The following is a 13,705-nucleotide window of genomic DNA, read 5'->3' on the forward strand; positions in this document are numbered from 1 at the left end:
ACCACCGCGCCGCCGCCGGCGGCCGCCGCGTCGCCGGCGCCCACGCCGCCGCCGGCCACCCGCGTGGTCACGCTGTCGGCCGATGCGCTGTTCGGCTTCAATCGCTCCGACCTGGGCGGCATCTCGCCCGAAGGCCGCCGCCGGCTCGACGACCTCAGCCGCGAGCTGCGCGGCGTCGACGTCCAGCGGGTGCGCGTGATCGGCCATGCCGACCGCATCGGCAGCGCGGCCTACAACGACCGCCTGTCGCAGGAGCGGGCGGCCAGCGTGGTGCGCTACCTGGTGGGCGCCGGCGTGCCGTCGCGGCTGGTCAGTGCGGAAGGCCGCGGCTCGCGCGAGCCGGTCGTGCAATGCAACCAGACCGCGCGCGCGGCGCTGATCGAATGCCTGGCGCCGAACCGCCGGGTGGAGATCGAGATCACCGGCAAGTCGGGCACGCAATAGCGGGGGAGGCGTTTGTTCGCGGCGCGCCGGCGGGTTAGGATTGGTCATCGATCCGCATCTTCTGGAGACCGCGATGTCCGCCCCCTACACGCAATTGACCGAATCGTTCGCCGTCGCGCCGCAGCTCGGCCCCGAAGACATGGCCGCGCTGGCCGCCGCCGGCTTCAAGAGCGTCATCAACAACCGGCCCGACTACGAAGGCGGCCCGAGCCAGCCCACCGCCGCCGAGATCGGCGCCGCCGCCGAAGCCGCGGGGCTGAAGTACGTGTACCAGCCGGTCAACGGCGCCAACATCCAGCCGTCCGACGTGGATACCTTCGCTGCCAACCTGCAGTCGCTGCCCGGCCCCGTGCTGGCCTTCTGCCGCAGCGGCGCCCGTTCCACCAAGCTGTTCGTTACCGCAACGAATAAATAGGCCCACCCCTGGCGGCCTGGCCGCTCCCCTCAAGCGGCGACGCTGGCGGACCGGCGGAGCCGGGTCCGCTGCGTCCTGGATGGGGGCGCTTCAGTTGGGGGGGCGTTCCAGGTCCAGCCATGCCTGGCGCATGGAGGGGTCGTCGGGGTCCGGCTGGATGTGGAATCCCAGGCTGCCCATCAGCTTGAGCATCGGCCCGTTGGCGCCCAGCACGAAACCTTCTATGCGGCGCAGGCCCTGGCGGCGCGCCGCGTCCACCAGCGCGGTCATCAGTTCGCGGCCCAGGCCGCGCCGCTGCCAGGCGTCGGCCACCACCAGCGCGTATTCGGCGCTGTCGCCGTCCGGGTTCAACAGATAGCGCGCCACGCCGATCAGCGTTTCGCCGGTATCCGGCGCGTCGGCGTCGAGCACGGTGGCCACCAGCGCCAGCTCGCGGTGGTAGTCCACCTGCGTATAGCGCGCCAGCATGTTCGGCGACAGTTCCCGCATTGCCGAAATGAAGCGCATGTAGCGGCTGTGCTCCGACAGCCCGCGGGTGAAGGCCTGCAAGGGCGCGGCGTCTTCGGGCCGGATCGGGCGGATGGTGTAGGGCGTGCCGTCGGCGAACTGGCAGTGCCGCACCAGCTGTACCGGGTAGGGATGGATCGCCATGTGGGCGTAGCCGCCCACCCCGGGATCGTCCGCGGCGCCTTCGGTGCCCGGCAGCAGCGTGATGCGGGTATCGGCCGCCAGCACCCGGTCGCCGTCGATGATGACCGGGTTGATCTCTATGCTTTCGATCTCGGGCAGTCCGCACACCAGGTCGGAAATCCGCACCAGTATGTCTTCCAGCAGCTCGTGCGCGCGGGCCGAGACCTGCTCCGACAGTACGTGGCGCCAGATGCGGGTGCGCTCGATCAGCCTGCGCGCCAGGAAGCCGTTGAGCGGCGGCAGCTCCACGCCCAGGCTGCCGGCCGGCTCGGCGCGGGCGCCGGCCGCGCTGCCGAAGCGGATCACCGGGCCGAACAGCGCGTCGCGCGCCACGCCGATGGCGACCTTCGGCGCGCCGGGCGGGCTGGCCATGGCCTCGACCGTGATGCCGGCGATGCGGGCGCCGGGCTCTGCCTCGCGCACGTTGGCCATCATGCGCTGGTAGGCGGTGACCAGTTCGGCGCTGCTGCGGATGTCGAGGTGCACGCCGCGCACCGCAGACTTGCGCGCGACGTCGGGCGAATCGATCTTGATCGCAACGGGGAAGCCGATCTGTTGCGCGGCGATCACCGCCTCGGCCGCATGGCGCGCCGCCAGCACCGGCACCACCGGGATGTGGAAGGCGGCCAGCAGGGCCTTGGCTTCGGGCTCGGTCAGCGTGCTGCGGGCGTCGGCGCGCGCCTGGCCGATCACGACCCGCGCGCCCTCGGTATCGGGCGCCCGCCCGGGCGGCTGCGGCGGCGGCATCTGCAACAGCAGCTGGCGGTTGTAGTGGTCGATGGCCAGGTTGCCGAAGGCCTCGACCGCCGATTCGGGCGTGCGGAAGGAGGGCGAACCCACGTCGTCCAGCACGCGCCGCAGCGGCCGCATCGCGGCATCGCCCATGAAGCAGGTGATGACCGGGCGCCCGGCGCGCGGCGCCGCCTCGGCCAGCGCGCGCGCCACGGCGGGCAGGTCGGCGTCGGGGTCGGGCGCCAGCACCACCAGCAGGCCGTCGACGCCCGGATCGGCGGCCAGCGCCGCCACCGCTTCGGCGCAGCCGCCGGGGGCCAGCGGCGCCAGCGCCACCACCGGATTGTCGGCCTGCGCCGACGGCCCCAGCGCCCGCAGCAGCGCCTCGCGGGTGGCCGGCGCCAGCTCGGCGCGCGCCACCGTGCCGTCGCTGGCGGCGATGCGGTCCAGCGCCAGCCGCGCCGGCCCGCGGCCGTTGGCCAGCACGGCGATGCGGCGGCCGGTGGGCCGCCGCCGGAAACCCAGCGCCTTGACCGCCGAGAACAATTGCACGAAGTGCGCCACCCGCACCGCGCCGGCCCGCCGCAGCGCGGCGTCGAACACCGTGTCGGGCGCGATGCCGGCGGCGTCGCCCCGCCTGGGCCCGCCGCCGCGGTCGGCCTTCAGCACCGCCACCGGCTTCACGCTGGCGGCCGCGCGCATGGCGCTCATGAACTCGCGCGCGTCGCGCACGTGTTCAAGGTAGAGCGCGATGCTGTCGGTATGCGGATCGGCCACCAGGAAATCGAGCACCGTGGGCAGGTCCAGCACCGCTTCGTCGCCCAGCGACACCACGGCCGAGAAGCCGGTGCGGTTGTCGTCGGCCCAGTCCATCACCACCGCCATGATCGAGCGCGACTGCGTGACCATCGCCACCCGGCCCGAGCGCGCCAGCTGCGGATGCAGGCTGGCGTTCAGGCCGGCATGCGGACGCTGCAGGCCGAAGCTGCGCGGCCCCAGCAGCTGGCAATCGTTGGCGCGCGCCCAGTCGCGGCAGAATTGCGCCACGCCCGGCACGGGCTCGTGCGAAATGACGACGGCCGCCGCGGGCCGCGCCGGCGCCAGCGCTTCCAGCACCTGCCGCAGCTTGCCGGCCGGCGCCGCCACCACCGCCAGGTCGGGCCGGCGCTGCGGCGCGGCCAGTTCCGCCGGCAGCGCCAGCGCGCCATGGGCGTCCAGCGGCAGCTCGACCGTGCGGGCCCGCAGCGCCGGCGGCAGCGCGGCCAGCAGCGGCAGGCCGGGCGGGCCCACCGCCAGCACGGATTGCGGATCGAACAGCGGCGACAGGGCATGGCGCGACATGGCAGGCCAACCTCGCAGGCGAAGCGGATACCGGCATTTCAAGGGATATGGCGGGCCGCCGCAACAGGCATTTCGTACAATCCGGGGATCGGCCGCGCGGCGGCCCCGTTTGCGGCGCCTTTCCCGATCCGCTTCCTTTCCGAATCCTCCATGAGCACAGCCCCTCACTACGCGCCCGGCACCGTCCGCACGCGCTTCGCCCCGTCTCCCACCGGCTTCCTGCACCTGGGCGGCGCGCGCACGGCCCTGTATTCGTGGGCCTTCGCCCGGCACTTCGGCGGCACCTTCATCCTGCGGGTGGAAGACACCGACCTCGAACGCTCGACGCCGGAAGCGGTGCAGGCCATCCTCGACGGCATGCGCTGGCTCGAACTCACGCCCGACGAAGGCCCGTTCTTCCAGATGCAGCGAATGGACCGCTACCGCGAAGTGATCGCGCAGATGCTGGCCGCGGGCAGCGCCTACCACTGCTACAGCTCGCCCGCGGAGATCGAGGCGATGCGCGAACGCGCCCGCGCCGAGGGACGCAAGCCGCGCTACGACGGCACCTGGCGGCCCGAGCCCGGCAAGGTGCTGCCGCCGATCCCGGAAGGCCGCAAGCCCGTGGTGCGCTTCCGCAATCCGCTCGACGGCGAGGTCGCCTGGGACGACATGGTCAAAGGCCCGATCAGCTTCGCCAACACGGAACTCGACGACCTCATCATCGCCCGCCCCGACGGCACGCCCACCTACAACTTCTGCGTGGTGGTTGACGATTGGGACATGCGCATCACCCACGTGATCCGCGGCGACGACCACGTCAACAACACTCCGCGCCAGATCAACATCCTGCGCGCGCTGGGCGCCGAACCGCCGCAGTACGGCCACGTGCCGATGATCCTCGGCCCCGACGGCGAGAAGCTGTCGAAGCGGCACGGCGCGGTCAGCGTGATGCAGTACGACGAGCAGGGCTACCTGCCCGAGGCGATGGTCAACTACCTGGCGCGCCTGGGCTGGAGCCACGGCGACGACGAACTGTTCAGCCGCCAGCAGCTGGTGGAATGGTTCGACACCCGCAACCTGTCGCGCTCGGCTGCGCAGTGGGATCCGAAGAAGCTGAACTGGGTCAACGCGCACTACATCAAGCACAGCGCCGACGAGGACCTGGCGCGCCGCGTGGCGCCGCGCATCGGCAAGCGCGGCGGCTCGGTCCAGGGCGTCGACCTGCCGGCCGTGATGGCGCTGCTCAAGCAGCGCGCCGAAACGCTGGAACAGCTGGCCGACGAGGCCATGCTGTTCTGCGCGCCGTTCGACCCGGCCGCCACGCCGCCCGAACTCGTCGCGCAACACCTGACCGATGGCGCGCGCGCCATCCTGCGCGACTTCGCCGGCCGCGCCGCGGGCATCGAATGGACGCGCGAGGCCATCGCCGCATTGATGAAGGAAGTGCTGGCCGCCCACGGCGTCAAGATGCCCGCGCTGGGCATCCCGCTGCGGGTGGCGGTTACCGGCCGCGCGCAGACGCCCGCCATCGACGCGGTGTTGGCGCTGCTCGGCAAAGACGCGGTGGTGGCCCGCTTGCACGGCATCTGAGTTTCGTGCATAATTTCTCTTCTTCGCAGGACGGGGGTATAGCTCAGCTGGGAGAGCGCTTGCATGGCATGCAAGAGGTCAGCGGTTCGATCCCGCTTACCTCCACCAAACGAAGAGCAGTTTTGCAGTAGATGTAGTCCTGTTGTCCCCTTCGTCTAGAGGCCTAGGACATCACCCTTTCACGGTGAGTACAGGGGTTCGAATCCCCTAGGGGACGCCAGCAGCTCAGTCTATTGGTAGCAGTAAAGCAATACGCCGCTGCGGAGCGGTAGTTCAGTTGGTTAGAATACCGGCCTGTCACGCCGGGGGTCGCGGGTTCGAGCCCCGTCCGCTCCGCCAAGGATTCACAGCAAGGTCAAAAGGGTTAGCGATTCTGCGCTAGCCCTTTTTGCTTTCCGCGATGCGCCCGCCGCGCATGCAGCGCTCGCCGGCGCGCCAGCCACAGATAGAGGCCGCTGCCCAGCACCGCGATGGTGGCAAGGTCGAGCAGCACCCAGATCAGCTTGAGCGGCAGGCCGCCGTAGTCGCCGAAGTGCAAGGGGCGCGACAATTCCAGTGCCCGCAGATACCACGGCATGTCCAGCAGGGCCGCCGGCTCGCCGGTTCCGGCGTCGACCAGCAGGGGCGTGAACATCCGCGACGTGAGCGGCGTCACGCCCTTGGCGTCGGTCAGCGATCCGGCCGGGATGTCGTACTGCCGGCTGGCGGCCTGGGCAAGCGCGGCCGCGGGCCAGAGGCCGGGCAGCACCGGCAGCCCGGCCAGGGCCAGGGGAATGGACAAGGCCAGCGGCCGCAGGGCGGCAACCGGGCCCGATCGCCGCGGGCCGGTCGGCCCGGCGAAGGTGTTGCGGGCGCGCGCGGCCTCATCCTGGCCGCAGCGGGGAACGGACATGGGGATCTCTCTGAAGACATGGGTCGAAAGAAGGCTCGCCCGCGCGCGGTGAACGGACACCGGCGGAAGGCTTGCCCTTCCCCTGGAAACGGATGAGACCGGAAAAAGGGAACTCCCCGGAGCCGAAGACGGCGCTACGGTTCGCGCCGCGCCTCGATGACCGTCCACCACGGCAGCGGCTGGCGGACCCGGATCGGCAAGGCGTGCTCGAGCAGCGCGAGCGCGCGGTCGGGGTCGGTGGCCGGATAAACGCCGATCGCCGGGAGCCCGGCAACCTCGGGCGCCACGCTGATATGCCCGTGCCGGTAGCGGCTCAGTTCGTCGACCAGCGCCTGCAAGGGGATGTCGTCGGCCACCACCACGCCCCGGCTCCAGGCCTGGCGGGCGCGGTCGGCCGGCCCGGAATCCGGGGCCAGCCGGGCATCGAACCGCAGGTGCTCGCCGGCCCGTACCCGCCGGACCAGGCCCGCCAGGTTGACGACCTCGACAGCGCCGTCGAACACGTCCAGGCGGACGTCGCCATCGCCGAGGCGGACCGTGAATTGCGTTCCCAGCGCCTGCATGCGCCCGAACGGCGTCCGCACGAAGAACGGCCGGCCGGCGCCGTCCCGGACCGTCGTGACGAGGATCTCGCCCGCCAGCAAGCGCAGCGCGCGGGCCGTCGAATCGTAGTCCACGTCGAGCGCGGACGCCGTATTCAGCCACACCGCCGAGCCATCGGGCAGCGTCAGCTTGCGCTGCTGGCCGGTCCCGGTATGGTAGTCGGCGTTCAAGGCGAGCAGCCACGCCGGCACGGGAGAATGGCGCCATGCCAGCCACGCCAACAGGCCGCCTGCGGCCAGGCCGCCCAGGCTGCCGAGCACGCGGCGCCGGCCCGCCGCCGCCTTTCTGGCGGCCTTCAGGCCGGCCGCGGCCGCCTGCCGCGTGCCGTGGGTCTTCAAGGGCGCAAACATCCGGCCGACCTGTTCGATGTACCGCCAGGCGCGGGCATGTTCGGGGCGCGCCTGCAGCCAGGCCTGCCAGGCCTGGCGGTCCGTTTCGCTGGCGTCCTCGGCGCGCAGGGCGGCATACCACTCGGCCGCCTGGCTCAGGCTGCCGACATCCGGCTCGCCGGCGTCGCCGGGCCAGTCATCGGGCGCGGGGGCGGGAAGCTCCGGCGCCTGCGCCATCAGCGCTTCGACCGGGCGACGAGCAGGGCGCACTGCAGCATGGCCTGCGCGATGTACTTCTTGACCATGCGCTCCGACACCCCCAGCTCGCCGGCGATGTCGCGGTAAGGGGTGCCGTCGATCTGGGCCATGATGAAGGCCGCGGCGGCCTTCTGCGGCAGCCGGCCGAGCACGCCGCCGATCTCCATCAGCGTTTCGACGACGATGGCCCGCTCTTCGGCCGACGGCCAGCGCCGCTCGGGCCCCGCCGCCAGGGCTTCGAGCCAGGCCTGTTCGACCTCCCGGCGGCGCCACAGGTCGACGCACAGGCTGTTCCCGACCGCGCGCAGATAGGCGCGGGCTTCGCCGGGCGTCTGGAACCCCCGCGGAGCGGGCTTGAGGATCAGGCGCAGGAAGGCATCGTGGGCGAGGTCGGCGGCATCGGCGGCGCTGCCCAGCCGGCGGCGCAACCATCCCGTCAGCCACGAATGGTGAGCGGCATAGAGACTTTCGATGGAGGAGGGGCAGCGGTATCCCGGGATGCTCACGATCCAGCTCGTCGACAAGTCCAGCGTGGCCACGAATGAGAACGATTATTAGTATCATGCGGCTTGATACGCTGTCAAACCCGTCCGGCGCGGCCGCACCGTAGAATTCCCGCTGCGACGTTTCGCGAACGCACGGCCACCGGCCTCGGAGACAGGAACATGGCGGACGACAACAAAGAAGAAGCCACCGAAGGCGGCCAGGCCGCGCCCGGCACCCCGGGTTTTCGCCGCGGGCTGACCAACTACGGCGACGCCGGGTTTTCGCTATTCCTGCGCAAGGCCTTCATCAAAGGCGCGGGCTTCACCGACCATGCGCTCGACCGGCCGGTGATCGGCATCGCCAATACCGGCAGCAGCTACAACCCCTGCCACGGCAACATGCCGCAGCTGATCGAGGCGGTCAGGCGCGGCGTCATGCTGGCCGGCGGCCTGCCGATGGAATTCCCGACGATCTCCATCGGCGAGAGCTTCGCCCAGCCCACCAGCATGTACCTGCGCAACCTGATGTCGATGGACACCGAGGAGATGATCCGCGCGCAGCCGATGGATGCCGTCGTGCTGATCGGCGGCTGCGACAAGACGGTGCCGGCCCAGCTCATGGGGGCCGCCTCGGCCAAGCTCCCGAGCATTCAGCTCATCACCGGCGCGATGCTGGCCGGCTCGCACCGCGGCGAGGTGGTCGGCGCCTGCACCGATTGCCGCCGCTACTGGGGCCGCTACCGGGCCGAAGAGATCGATGCCGCCGAGATCGGCGCCGTCAACAACCGGCTGGTGCCCAGCGTGGGCAGCTGTTCCGTGATGGGCACGGCCAGCACCATGGCCTGCCTGGCCGAGGCGCTCGGCATGACGGTGCCCGGCGGCGCGTCGCCGCCCGCGGTCACCTCCGACCGCATGCGGGTGGCCGAAGAGACCGGGGCGCAAGCCGTGCGCATGGCGCGCGAGCGTCTGACCATCGACAGGATCCTGACCGCCGACGCCTTCCATAACGCGATGACCGTGCTGTTGGCCATCGGCGGCTCCACCAACGGCATCGTGCACCTGACCGCCATCGCCGGCCGGGTCGGCATCAAGATCGACCTGGAAGAGCTCGACCGCATGGGCCGCGAAACGCCGGTGCTGCTCGACCTGAAGCCTTCCGGCCAGCACTACATGGAGCATTTCCATGCCGCCGGCGGCATGGCCACCCTGCTGCGCGAGTTGAAGCCCCTGCTCAGGCTGGACGCGCTCACCGTCACCGGCCGCACTCTGGGCGAGGAAATCGACGCCGCCGGTCCCGCCTTCGTCCAGGACGTGGTGCGGCCCATGTCCGATCCCATCTATCCGGAAGGCGGCATCGCCTTCCTGCGCGGCAACCTGGCGCCCGGCGGCGCCATCATCAAGCAGTCGGCCGCCTCGCCCGCCCTGATGGAGCACGAGGGGCGCGCCGTGGTGTTCGAGAACCTGGAAGACCTGGCCCGCCGCATCGACGATCCCGATCTCGACGTGGCCGCCGACGACGTGCTGGTGCTGAAGAATATCGGCCCGGTCGGCGGGCCGGGCATGCCCGAGGCGGGCTACATCCCCATTCCCAAGCGGCTGGCGCTGCAGGGGGTGAAAGACATCGTGCGGATTTCCGACGGCCGCATGAGCGGAACCGCCTTCGGCACCATCGTGCTGCACGTCACGCCCGAATCCGCGCTGGGCGGCCCGCTGGCCTGCGTGCGCGACGGCGATCGCATCCGGCTGAGCGTGGCCAAGCGGGAAATCTCGCTGCTGGTCGGCGACGACGAAATGGCGCGGCGGCTGGCCGCATGCGCCGTGCCGCGGCCGCAGGGCAGGCGCGGCTACCAGCGGCTGTTCCTGAAGTCGGTGACGCAGGCGGACGAGGGCGTCGACTTCGATTTCCTGCAAGGGCAGCCGCCGGAGGCTTGTTGACCGGATGTGGCGCGCCCGCCTTGTTTCGCTTCCTGACGGTCGTCACATCCTCTTATTGGGCGAATCCGCCGTTCGCAGCAATAATGTGCTGACGACATCATGTTTTCTCTCATAAGGAGCACGTCATGGATCCAGACAAGGCAATGGAATCGGCCAAGCAGGCCGTCGACAAGGCGGCCGACACCGCCGAGGACGCGGTGGCCGATGCGGCCGCCGCGGCGGTGGATGCCGCCGAGGGAGCCCGGGTCCAGGCCAAGCAGTTGCTGGACGATGGCCGCGACGTGGTGAGCGACGCGCTGGACTGCGCGGCCGACATGATCCGCGAACGGCCGCTGACTTCGGTGGCGGTGGTGGCTGCCTTCGCCTACCTGTGCGGCAGGTTCCGCTAGGGCAAGCAGCCCACGCCCACGTCATCCGTATGCGGAGCGCCTGCTGAACGGCGCTCCGAAACGCGTTAACCTATCGATACAAGTCGATAGCAACGCGAGGAATGAGGATGGGCGGACTGTTGCGCAGCCTGGGATGGACCCGCGAAGATTGTTTCCGGATGGCACGGCGCTGCGCCTTCCTGGCTGCGTTCTCCTGCCTGTTCCTGTGGGGGCTGGTGAAGGTGGGCGCGGTGTGCCCGGCGCTGCTCGACATCATGGCCTTGCGGCTGCTCTGAACCCGTGGCCGTCGTCCGCTGCCACCGGACTAACCCCCATGGATAAATAAAAACGGGTTTCTTAATCTATAAAAATAATAACGATGATTTCACCCCGTAGAACGACAGGGCGGGCCCCAGCCCGGGAAGCCATGCCCATGGAGGAAAAATGGAGGCAGTACCCAGCAGTGGCGGTTTATCGTTCCGGCCCTTGACGCCCGCCTTGGGCGCGGAAGTCCTGGGAGTGGATCTGGCGGCGCCGATGTCGGAAGATACTTTCCGCAAGATCGAAGAAGCCTTCAACCAATATTCCGTGCTCGTGTTCCGCGGCCAGGACCTGACCGAGGACCAGCACGTGGCATTCAGCCGCCGTTTCGGCGAGCTGGAGATCCACGTGCGCAGCGACGCGGTCAAGAAAACCCATCCCGAGCTTTTCGTCGTCTCGAACGTCATCGAAAACGGCAAGCCGATCGGCAGCATCGACGCCGGCCAGTTCTGGCATACCGACCTGAGCTACAAGAAGGAGCCCAGCCGGGGCTCGCTGCTGTTGTCGCGCGAGGTGCCGGTCAAGGACGGCGTGGCGCGCGGCGATACCCTGTTCGTCAGCACCGCGGCCGCCTACGACGCGCTCGACGAGCCGACCAAGGCGGAGCTTGCGCCGCTGTATGCCGTACACCATTACGAAAAGGGCTATCTGCGCGACCGGCCGAGCGGCAAGCGGCCGCCCCTGACCGATGCGCAGCGCCGGGCCGTGCCCGACGTCGAGCATCCGGTGGTGCGGACCCATCCCTACACGGGCAGGAAGTGCCTGTTCGTCAACGAGGGCTACACGACCGAGATCGTCGGCATGGAAAAGGAAGCCGGCCAGCGCTTGCTGAACCGGCTGTTCGAGCATTGCGTCAGGCCGGAATTCCAGTACAGGCATCGCTGGCAGGTGGGCGACCTGGTGATGTGGGACAACTGCGCCACGCAGCACCTGGCCGTCAACGACTACGACGCCACCATGCGGCGCCGCATGGAACGCACCACGCTCAAGGGATCGGCTCCGTTCTGACCATGAAAATCCGCGCACTCCTCATCCTGCCGGCGCTGCTGGCGTCCGGCATTGCGCCGGCATGGGCGCAGCAGGCCGCCTTTCCGTCCAAGCCCATCCGGCTGATCGTGCCGTTCCCGCCGGGCGGGGCCAATGACGAAATCGCCCGGCCAGTCAGCCAGGCGCTGGCCGAGTCGCTCAAGCAATCGGTGGTGATCGACAACAAAGGCGGCGCCGGCGGCATCATCGGTTCGCAAACCGTCGCCAAGGCCGCGCCCGACGGCTACACCCTGCTGTTCATCTCCGCCGCGCATGCCATCAATCCATCGCTGTACGAGCTGCCTTACGATTCGCTGGCCGACTTCGAGCCGGTGGCGATGATCGGCGAAGGCGCCTATGTCCTGGTGGCCAATCCCAAACTGCCGGCCAATACGGTGCCCGAGCTGGTGGCCTATGCCAAGCGGCATCCCGGCAAGCTGACCTTCGCCTCGGCAGGGGTGGGCAACGCCACCCACCTGGCCGGCGAACTGTTCAAGAAAGAAGCGCAGATCGACATCCTGCACGTGCCCTACAAAGGGGGCGGTCCGGCGCTGATCGACGTCGCGGGCGGGCAGGCCTCGATGTATTTCAGCTCGACGATTGCGGCCGCCTCGTTCTTGCGCGACAAGCGCGTCAAGCCGATCGCCGTCACCAGCCGCAAGCGTTCGCCCACCTTGCCCGATGTGCCGTCGGTGGCCGAGTCGGGCTATCCGGATTACGAGGTCACCGCCTGGTGGGCCGTGCTGGCGCCCCGCGGCACGCCGGCCGAGGTGGTGCAACGGCTGAATGGCGAGATCAACCGCGCGCTCGGCCGCGACAGCGTGCGTACGCCGCTGAAGGCGCAAGGCATCGAACCGACCGGCGGCACGCCGCAGGCCGCCCGCGATTTCATCGGCCACGAAATCGCCAAGTGGCGCACCGTCATCGCGGAAGCGAAGATCAGCGCGAAGCCGTGAACGGCAGGCCCGCGGCCGCCGCCGGCGGCGGGCCCCGGGCTTACAGCCGCTCCATCTTCGGCATCCATACCCGCAGCAGCGAATACAGCCGGTCGAGGTCGATCGGCTTGGGCAGGTAGTCGTTGGCGCCGGCTTTCAGGCATTGCTCCTGATCGTCCTTCATCGCCTTGGCGGTGATGGCGATCACCGGCAGTTTCCTGAAGCGCGGATCCTGGCGGATGCGGCGGGTGGCTTCCAGCCCGTCCATCTCGGGCATCATCACGTCCATCAGCACCAGGTCGATGTCGGGCACGGCGTTCAGCTTGTCCAGCGCCTCGATGCCGTTGCGGCCGATCTCCACCAAGGCGCCTTTCTGTTCCAGCGCGCTGCTGAGCGCGAAGATGTTGCGCACGTCGTCGTCCACCAGCAGGATGCGGCGGCCTTCGAACACGCGGTCGCGGCTGCGCACCGTCTTCAGCATGGTCTGGCGCTCGTCCGACAGTTCGGACTCCACCTTGTGCAGGAACAGCGTCACCTCGTCGAGCAGGCGTTCGGGCGAGCGGGCGCCCTTGATGATGATCGAACGCGAATACTTCAGCAGGTCCAGTTCTTCGTCGCGGGTCAGGTTGCGCCCGGTGTAGACGATGACCGGCGGGAAGGAACAGATCTTCTCGGTCGACATCCGCTGCAGCAGTTCGCCGCCCTGCATGTCGGGCAGCTTGAGGTCGATGATCATGCAGTCGAACACCGTGCCGTTGAGCAGGCGCAGCGCTTCTTCGCCGGAGCCGACGGCGGTGATGTCGATGTCGGTGTCGCCGATCAGCCGCACGATGCTTTCGCGCTGGCGCGGGTCGTCTTCCACCAGCAGCACGCGCTTGACCTTCTGCGTGAATTTTTCTTCCAGCTTGCGGAAGATCTCCTGCAATTGTTCGCGCGTGGTGGGCTTGATGGCGTAGCCGATGGCGCCCATGTACAGCGCCGCCTCGGTGCGCTCCGCCGCCGACACCACGTGTACCGGGATGTGGCGCGTGCGCGGGCCTTCCTTCAGTTGCTGCAGCACCGTCAGGCCGGAGCGGTCGGGCAGGTAGATGTCGAGCAGGATGGCGTCGGGCAGGTATTGGCGTGCCAGCAGCAGGCCGTCGGCGGCGGTATGCGCCACCAGGCAGCGGTACTGCATTTCGTGCGCGAGCTCGAGCAGGATGCGGGCGAAACCCGGGTCGTCTTCGATGACCAGCACCGAACGCCGGGACGAGTCTTCGTCGCGGTCGTCGGGAAAGGCGGGCGTGCCGGGCACGTGGGCGGGCGGCGCGGCCTCGGCCGGCAGGGGCGGCGCCGCGGGCCGGGCGGCCGGCACGGCGG

12 protein-coding genes, 3 tRNA genes and 1 pseudogene are annotated in these 13,705 nt (G+C 69.6%); 11 read left to right on the top strand and 5 right to left on the bottom strand.

Annotated elements, in window-relative coordinates; translation table 11 throughout:
• Together ABD927_RS24210 and ABD927_RS24215 are read left to right on the top strand one after the other, a co-directional pair.
• A partial coding sequence (locus ABD927_RS24210) for an OmpA family protein (protein ID WP_345252466.1) occupies positions 1-444 on the top strand: 444 nt, incomplete at its 5' end.
• Between the two features lie 73 nt (positions 445-517).
• Positions 518-859: a protein tyrosine phosphatase family protein gene (locus ABD927_RS24215; protein WP_345252467.1), complete on the top strand. Its 342-nt coding sequence runs from the start codon at positions 518-520 to the stop codon at positions 857-859.
• Positions 860-949: 90 nt separating this feature from the next.
• On the opposite strand, the gene ABD927_RS24220 is transcribed toward ABD927_RS24215, so the two are convergent.
• Positions 950-3,622 carry a bifunctional acetate--CoA ligase family protein/GNAT family N-acetyltransferase gene (locus ABD927_RS24220; protein ID WP_345252468.1) on the bottom strand — a complete coding sequence of 891 codons (2,673 nt, stop codon included), beginning with the start codon at positions 3,620-3,622 and terminating at the stop codon, positions 950-952.
• Positions 3,623-3,772: 150 nt separating this feature from the next.
• Between ABD927_RS24220 and gltX the strand changes: the two genes are divergently transcribed.
• From gltX to ABD927_RS24240, 4 genes are all read left to right on the top strand, one after another.
• The gene (gene gltX / locus ABD927_RS24225) at positions 3,773-5,194 is read left to right on the top strand and encodes a glutamate--tRNA ligase (protein ID WP_345252469.1); all 1,422 of its coding nucleotides are present in this window, start codon (positions 3,773-3,775) and stop codon (positions 5,192-5,194) included.
• Positions 5,195-5,226: 32 nt separating this feature from the next.
• A tRNA-Ala gene (locus ABD927_RS24230) sits at positions 5,227-5,302 on the top strand.
• A gap of 36 nt (positions 5,303-5,338) precedes the next feature.
• A tRNA-Glu gene (locus tag ABD927_RS24235) sits at positions 5,339-5,414 on the top strand.
• A 42-nt stretch (positions 5,415-5,456) separates the two neighbouring features.
• Positions 5,457-5,533: transfer RNA gene (locus ABD927_RS24240), tRNA-Asp, on the top strand.
• A gap of 25 nt (positions 5,534-5,558) precedes the next feature.
• Here ABD927_RS24240 and ABD927_RS24245 read toward each other — a convergent pair.
• From ABD927_RS24245 to ABD927_RS24255, 3 genes and pseudogenes are all read right to left on the bottom strand, one after another.
• Positions 5,559-6,023: pseudogene (locus ABD927_RS24245) on the bottom strand (PepSY domain-containing protein); the annotation flags it as partial.
• Positions 6,024-6,220: 197 nt separating this feature from the next.
• A complete protein-coding gene (locus ABD927_RS24250) occupies positions 6,221-7,288 on the bottom strand; it encodes a FecR domain-containing protein (protein WP_345252472.1) in 1,068 nt (355 codons plus the stop codon).
• Entirely contained in the window at positions 7,255-7,782 is a 528-nt protein-coding gene (locus tag ABD927_RS24255) for a sigma-70 family RNA polymerase sigma factor (RefSeq protein ID WP_345252473.1), read from the bottom strand. The genes ABD927_RS24250 and ABD927_RS24255 overlap by 34 nt, the downstream gene beginning before the upstream one ends.
• Before the next feature lie 159 nt (positions 7,783-7,941).
• Between ABD927_RS24255 and ABD927_RS24260 the strand changes: the two genes are divergently transcribed.
• The 5 genes from ABD927_RS24260 (at position 7,942) to ABD927_RS24280 (ending at position 12,367) form a co-directional block, all read left to right on the top strand.
• Positions 7,942-9,696: an IlvD/Edd family dehydratase gene (locus ABD927_RS24260; RefSeq protein WP_345252474.1), complete on the top strand. Its 1,755-nt coding sequence runs from the start codon at positions 7,942-7,944 to the stop codon at positions 9,694-9,696.
• 125 nt (positions 9,697-9,821) lie between these two features.
• On the top strand, positions 9,822-10,085 hold the full coding sequence (locus ABD927_RS24265; protein WP_345252475.1) for a hypothetical protein: 264 nt from the start codon (positions 9,822-9,824) through the stop codon (positions 10,083-10,085).
• 107 nt (positions 10,086-10,192) lie between these two features.
• Positions 10,193-10,360, top strand: coding sequence for a hypothetical protein (locus ABD927_RS24270; RefSeq protein ID WP_345252476.1), 168 nt, complete (start codon positions 10,193-10,195; stop codon positions 10,358-10,360).
• Between the two features lie 148 nt (positions 10,361-10,508).
• Positions 10,509-11,393 carry a TauD/TfdA dioxygenase family protein gene (locus ABD927_RS24275; RefSeq protein WP_345252477.1) on the top strand — a complete coding sequence of 295 codons (885 nt, stop codon included), beginning with the start codon at positions 10,509-10,511 and terminating at the stop codon, positions 11,391-11,393.
• 2 nt (positions 11,394-11,395) lie between these two features.
• Positions 11,396-12,367, top strand: coding sequence for a tripartite tricarboxylate transporter substrate binding protein (locus tag ABD927_RS24280; RefSeq protein WP_345252478.1), 972 nt, complete (start codon positions 11,396-11,398; stop codon positions 12,365-12,367).
• Between the two features lie 40 nt (positions 12,368-12,407).
• Here the strand turns inward: ABD927_RS24280 and ABD927_RS24285 are convergent.
• On the bottom strand, positions 12,408-13,705 hold a 1,298-nt coding region (locus ABD927_RS24285; protein WP_345252479.1), incomplete at its 5' end, for a response regulator.

Source organism: Pigmentiphaga soli (assembly GCF_039541095.1).
In the GTDB taxonomy this organism is placed as follows: Bacteria; Pseudomonadota; Gammaproteobacteria; order Burkholderiales; family Burkholderiaceae_B; genus Pigmentiphaga; species Pigmentiphaga soli.